General features: G+C 42.8%; 5 protein-coding genes. 1 reads left to right on the top strand and 4 read right to left on the bottom strand.

What is annotated here, in order from left to right:
- Window positions 1–238 precede the first annotated feature (238 nt).
- The 4 genes from mdh to BIV59_RS20715 form a co-directional block, all read right to left on the bottom strand.
- Window positions 239–1,180, bottom strand: coding sequence for a malate dehydrogenase (gene mdh, locus BIV59_RS20730; RefSeq protein WP_071353365.1), 942 nt, complete (start codon window positions 1,178–1,180; stop codon window positions 239–241).
- 123 nt (window positions 1,181–1,303) lie between these two features.
- Window positions 1,304–2,572 carry an NADP-dependent isocitrate dehydrogenase gene (gene icd, locus BIV59_RS20725; RefSeq protein ID WP_071353364.1) on the bottom strand — a complete coding sequence of 423 codons (1,269 nt, stop codon included), beginning with the start codon at window positions 2,570–2,572 and terminating at the stop codon, window positions 1,304–1,306.
- A gap of 125 nt (window positions 2,573–2,697) precedes the next feature.
- Window positions 2,698–3,813 carry a citrate synthase gene (citZ, locus tag BIV59_RS20720; RefSeq protein WP_071353363.1) on the bottom strand — a complete coding sequence of 372 codons (1,116 nt, stop codon included), beginning with the start codon at window positions 3,811–3,813 and terminating at the stop codon, window positions 2,698–2,700.
- A 545-nt stretch (window positions 3,814–4,358) separates the two neighbouring features.
- Window positions 4,359–4,817, bottom strand: coding sequence for a DUF441 domain-containing protein (locus BIV59_RS20715; protein ID WP_071353362.1), 459 nt, complete (start codon window positions 4,815–4,817; stop codon window positions 4,359–4,361).
- 169 nt (window positions 4,818–4,986) lie between these two features.
- Between BIV59_RS20715 and ytvI the strand changes: the two genes are divergently transcribed.
- Window positions 4,987–6,111 (top strand): sporulation integral membrane protein YtvI, encoded by a 1,125-nt coding sequence (gene ytvI, locus BIV59_RS20710; RefSeq protein ID WP_071353361.1) that lies wholly within the window; start codon window positions 4,987–4,989, stop codon window positions 6,109–6,111.
- Window positions 6,112–6,232 lie beyond the last annotated feature (121 nt).

Genomic DNA, 6,232 nt, shown 5'->3' with positions numbered 1-6,232 from the left:
GAAGGTGAGACCCCGCAGGCAAAGCCGAGGAGGCTCACCGCCCGCCCCGCGGAAAGCGAGCATCCTGGAGCGGAAATCAACCACCTTGTTTCACAGCAGCAAAGTTTATGAAAAAACCCTTTAAAAAAAGAGCCAAACAAAAAACCAGCTCCCTTAAAATAAGGGAGCCGGCCTTGAAGATAGATGCCTTTTTGAAAAGCAGCTAATACAAGAACAATGCCTCTTTAATCATAATATGCTATTCATTTAATACCTTCATCACACTTTTAACGGAATCCGCTGATTTAGAAAGAGCTGTTTTTTCTTCTTCTGTTAATTCAAGTTCAATGATTTTTTCAATTCCGCCGGCACCGATGATAGTCGGTACACCAAGATAGATTCCATCAAAGCCATATTCACCTTCAAGGAAAGCAATCGTCGGAAGAATGCGGCGCTGATCCTTCAATATGGCTTCAGCCATTTCCACAAGAGCTGCAGCAGGAGCATAATAAGCGCTGCCGTTTCCTAGCAGGTTAACAATCTCTCCCCCGCCTGTTCTCGTTCTTGCAACAATGGCATCAAGACGCTCTTTCGAAATTAGTGTTTCAAGCGGAATTCCCCCAGCATATGAATAGCGTACTAATGGAACCATATCATCTCCATGGCCTCCAAGCACGAATCCCGTAATATCCTTAACTGAAATATTTAATTCCTGTGAAATGAATGTGCGGAAACGGGCAGTATCCAAAACTCCCGATTGGCCGATAACACGGTTTTTCGGGAAGCCGGATTCTTTGTAAACGGTGTATGTCATGGCATCTACCGGGTTAGTCAAAACGATGATTGTTGTGTTTGGAGAATGCTTAACAATATCCCGGGTAACTAATTTCATGATTTTTTGGTTTGTCTGGACCAAATCATCACGGCTCATGCCTGGTTTGCGGGCAATGCCCGCTGTAATGATGACGATATCGGAATCTGCTGTATCTTCATAGCTTGATGTGCCTGTAATATTTGCATCAAAGCCTTGGACCGGACTTGCTTCAAGCATATCGAGCGCTTTCCCTTTTGTCGGGTTTTCCATCTGTGGAACGTCAACAAGAACTACATCACCGAGTTCTTTTTGAGCAAGTAAAAATGCAGTTGTCGCACCAGTGAACCCGCCGCCGATTACAGATATTTTTTTTCGGGCATTAGTCATGGCATTTCCTCCTTAAAATATGTAGTTATCCGTTGCATTTTCAGGGCTAACGAAAATATAAGCTTCTAGGGGACAGAACCATTGTAATGCATCCTGTCCCCTAGAAGCTATTAGATTATAATATTAAAGATTTTTGATAAGCTCGTCTGCAAACTCAGAGCATTTAACTTCAGTCGCGCCGTCCATAAGACGTGCAAAGTCATAAGTTACAACTTTTGATTCAATCGTTTTTTCTACAGAAGCTGTAATTAGATTCGCAGCCTCATTCCATCCAAGGTGCTCAAGAAGCAATACGCCTGAAAGAAGGACAGATGAAGGATTTACCTTATCTTGTCCGGCATATTTAGGAGCTGTGCCATGTGTAGCTTCGAAAATGGCATGCCCTGTTTCATAGTTAATGTTCGCTCCCGGTGCAATACCGATGCCGCCAACCTGTGCTGCAAGTGCATCTGAAATGTAGTCGCCGTTTAAGTTCATTGTTGCAACAACATCGAATTCTTTCGGGCGTGTAAGGATTTGCTGAAGGAAGATATCCGCAATGGAATCCTTGATGATGATCTTGCCTTCTGCTTCAGCAGCAGACTGAGCCTTGTTGGCTGCATCTGTTCCTTCAGCTTCTTTGATCTTGTCATACTGGTTCCACGTAAATACTTTATCGCCAAATTCCTTTTCCGCTAATTCATAACCCCAGTTTTTAAAGGCACCCTCTGTAAATTTCATGATATTGCCCTTATGTACAAGTGTTACAGATTTGCGGTTTTCTTTAATTGCATAATTGATGGCAGCGCGCACCAGGCGGGAAGTGCCTTCTTCAGAAACCGGCTTGATTCCGATGCCAGATGTTTCAGGGAAGCGGATTTTATTTACGCCAAGTTCGTTTTGAAGGAAAGAAATCAGTTTCTTTACTTCATCAGAGCCTTTCGCATATTCAATTCCAGCATAGATATCCTCAGTGTTTTCGCGGAAGATAACCATATCAGTATCTTCAGGACGCTTAACAGGTGAAGGGACACCCTGGAAATAGCGGACCGGGCGCAAGCAGACAAATAGGTCAAGCTCTTGGCGCAAAGCTACGTTCAATGAGCGGATTCCGCCGCCGATTGGTGTAGTAAGAGGCCCTTTGATTGCGATGAAATACTCGCGGATCACTTCAAGAGTTTCTTCAGGAAGCCATTCGCCTGTTTTGTCGAAGGCTTTTTGTCCTGCAAGCACTTCTTTCCAGACAATGCTTTTTTCACCGTTATATGCTTTATTAACTGCCGCTTCTAAAACGCGGGAAGCCGCCGCCCAGATATCAGGGCCGATTCCGTCGCCTTCAATAAAGGGAATTACCGGATTATTAGGGACATTTAACGTACCATTTTCAACTGTGATTTTTTCACCTTGTGTCATGTCAATTCCTCCGTTTCAGATATCAAGGGCTGCAGGCTGTCCTTACAGGAAAGCCTTTGGCCCTTTTTCTTACACCTCTAAATTTACTACATAAATGGTTAATTAAAAAAGAAAAAGTTTGTGATTTATCTTTTTTCTACTGGTACATATTTTTGCATTCCTGGCCCTGTATACTCAGCACGCGGGCGGATCAGGCGGTTGTTTGAATATTGCTCAAGGATATGTGCAATCCAGCCGGATGTGCGGCTTACAGCAAAGATCGGCGTGAACAGGTCATGATCGATTCCCAGGCTGTGGTAAACAGATGCTGAATAGAAATCGACATTCGGCGGAAGATTTTTCTGAGATGTCACGATATCCTCAATCTTGACGCTCATATCATAATACTCCGGCTGTCCTGTGATTTCAGTCAGCTTTTGGGACATTTCTTTAAGATGCTTGGCACGCGGATCTCCTTTGCGGTATACCCTGTGTCCAAAGCCCATAATTTTTTCTTTGTTTGCCAGCTTTTCGTTTATAACGGATTCTACACGGCCGACAGAACCGATTTCTGTAAGCATCTTCATAACTGCTTCATTCGCTCCTCCGTGCAATGGGCCCTTAAGGGCGCCGATGGCAGCAGTGACTCCGGAGTAAATATCAGATAAAGTCGCTACACAAACGCGTGCAGTGAATGTAGAAGCATTTAATTCATGGTCGGCATGAAGGACCAATGCCTTATTGAAGGCTGTTTCTTCAATATCGGAAGGCTCTTTTCCGCTTAGCATATATAGGAAGTTGGCAGCAAAGCTAAGGTCAGTACGCGGCGCGACAGGCTCCTGGCCCTTGCGGATACGTGCGAAAGCTGTAACCAGTGAAGGAATTTTAGCCTGTATGCGAATGGCTTTGCGGTAGTTTGCTTCATCAGTCATGGCGTCCGCTTCATCGTCATAGAGAGCTAAACTTGAGATTGCCGTGCGAAGTGCTGCCATTGGGTGAACTTTATCGATTGGAAATGTTTTGAATTGGCTTAGAACTTCTTCAGGAAGGCTGGCATTTTCTGCAAGCTGCTTTGTCAGTTCTTCCAATTGGCTCTTAGTTGGCAGGCTGCCATGCCAGAGTAAATAAATAACTTCCTCAAAAGTCGCATTATTTGCCAGATCGTCAATATCATACCCCGAGTATGTTAACGTATCATCAATGATGGAACTGATTGCGGAAGTTGTTGCCACAATCCCTTCTAGACCCTTTGTTGCTGTCATACAAAACCTCTCCTTTTCATGAGTATTCCCCTATGCTCATAACGTTTACGTATAAATACAGCGCTTCCAAGAAGGTTTAATAACTATTGCTATGTACTGTTCTGGGGAATTAAGACCTTCTGGCATGAAAGCGCACAAAGTGAAGGCGCATTCATTATTTTGTAAAACCAGAATGCAAAACACTTAAACTCTCATTTATTTATTACCCTAGAAACATAGCATTAAAACTTTCCATCGAGCGCTTGCTCAATAACTATACATTCCTGAAAAACCAGGTTTTCAGCGCAGTTCGGATACCTGCTTCCATGTAATCGTTATGGGACTGTTACATGAACATTATAAACAATATTAAGAACTTTGGAAATGAAAAGAATATAAAATGTGAAAAAATTATTATTTTATTAGAAAAATACAAACAAAGAATTTCAGCTGATTTTTGAATAATGATAAAAAATCGTGATATTCCAGATAAAACACGCTTGAAACAGAGAAAAAAGGATTGGCCGCTTTCCTTTTTTCTCTGTTTTATTTATTTTCCTTGCGTGTTATTTAACAACGCTGAAGATTTGCATGAAAATATAAGCAATGCCGGCACCGATCAGCGGCCCGACAGCCACTCCCCTGAACAGGGCAACCGCAAGAATCGTCCCAAAAGCAAGTGCTACTGTAATCTGCGGATCAGTTGATAAAAGCGTAAGGCCATTTTTAGCGATTAACGCCACCGCTATCCCGGATGCAAGAGCAATCCAGGCATATGGCGACTTGACTGCATCTGACAATTCCTTAAATCCGATTGCGCCGCTTGCTATCGGTACAAGCACAGCTATCGTGATAACAGTTACACCTAAATTGATTCCCTTCGACGCCAGGAATGGAAAGACTTTCACTGAAAGTCCCGTGAACTTGAGCAGCAGGAGAAAACCAGCAGCAAACATCAGTGACGTGTTCTTGGCAATCAGCCCTATAATTCCAAGCAAAAGCAAAAACAGGATGGGTCCATTCATATTTCATCCTCCTTTAATATTATTTTGAAATAATTAATCGAAACATTTTTAGATCACCAAGGTACCTATATGTATATGGAGAGGCCATTCTTGGCTAAAATCTAATCTTTCTTTTGTCCCCTGCACTAAGTTACAATGATAACTATAGCAAAACTTGGGGGGAAGTGCCTTGAATCCAGTTTTTTTGAACCGGTTTCTCCGCTTCTTGATTGTGGCGGGAATCATCGCATTAGGCGGAATCGTCTTGTTTTACATTTCCAGATATACATACCCATTTATTATTGCCATGATCATCGCTTTTTTTATGAATCCTTTGGTAGACTTCCTGGAAATTAAAGGACGAATGCCAAGAGGATTGGCCGTCATTATCTCCATTGTATTCATTTTATCTGTATTTGCAGGTCTGATTACCATACTAATTGCAGAAATTGTATCGGGAGCAGATTATTTAGGCGGTGTAGTCCCTGCCCATCTTGATACCCTCATCAATTATTTGGAGGACTTTGCAGCAGGCCAGCTCATCCCCTTTTATAACAAAATTGCTGTACTGTTCAACAATCTGGATGTCAAGCAGCAAACGACCATACTTGATAACATTCAAAATGTTGGCCAAAAACTAGGCAGCACTGCCGGGAACTTCATCCAAGGCTTCTTCCAAAACATCCCTGCCATCATCGGCTGGTTTCCTAACGCAGCCTCCGTATTGATCTTTTCGCTCCTTGCAACTTTTTTTATCAGCAAAGACTGGTACCGCATGTCTAATTTCAGCGGCAGAATCTTGCCTACAAAAATATTTTCCAGCGGCAAACGTATTATCGAAGACTTAAAAAAGGCCCTATTTGGTTTTATTCGGGCTCAATTCACACTCATTTCCTTAACAACCATCATTGTATTAATAGGCTTGCTCATCCTTCGTGTAAAATACGCCATCACGATTGCATTGATATGCGGCATTGTGGATCTTCTCCCATACCTTGGAACTGGCACCGTTTTTGTGCCTTGGATCATTTATGAAGTGATATCCGGAAATACAAGTCTGGCAATTGGCCTTTCAGTATTATATGTCATTGTGCTAGTACAGCGTCAGCTCATGGAGCCAAAAGTGCTTTCATCAAGCATCGGACTGGACCCCCTGGCTACATTAGTTTCCCTTTTTGCCGGCTTTAAGTTAATCGGCTTCCTTGGCCTGGCTGCCGGACCTGTTGTTTTGGTTATTATTAATACATTGATAAAAGCACATGTTTTTTCTGATATATGGGATTTCATTATGGGCAGAAACACTAATGTAAGATGAAACCCTCTAATATAATGAAGGCTGTAAACTTTGTTGCTACCTGAACAGGGGGTTGATTTCCGCTTCAGGATGCTCGCTTTCCGCGGGGCGGGCGGTGAGCATCACAAGCAATGCTTGCGGG

The sequence above is a fragment of the Bacillus sp. MUM 13 genome (genome assembly GCF_001866725.1).
Taxonomy (GTDB): domain Bacteria; phylum Bacillota; class Bacilli; order Bacillales; family DSM-1321; genus Peribacillus.
The sequence above is the reverse complement of the archived record's forward strand: the minus strand, read 5'-3'. Positions and strand labels throughout refer to the sequence as shown.

What these genes read in the sequence shown, in the direction of transcription:
- citZ (WP_071353363.1), bottom strand. Translation starts at nt 3,813, where the DNA reads ATGACAGCAACAAAGGGTCTAGAAGGGATTGTGGCAACAACTTCCGCA.
- BIV59_RS20715 (WP_071353362.1), bottom strand. Translation starts at nt 4,817, where the DNA reads ATGAATGGACCCATCCTGTTTTTGCTTTTGCTTGGAATTATAGGGCTG.
- icd (WP_071353364.1), bottom strand. Translation starts at nt 2,572, where the DNA reads ATGACACAAGGTGAAAAAATCACAGTTGAAAATGGTACGTTAAATGTC.
- mdh (WP_071353365.1), bottom strand. Translation starts at nt 1,180, where the DNA reads ATGACTAATGCCCGAAAAAAAATATCTGTAATCGGCGGCGGGTTCACT.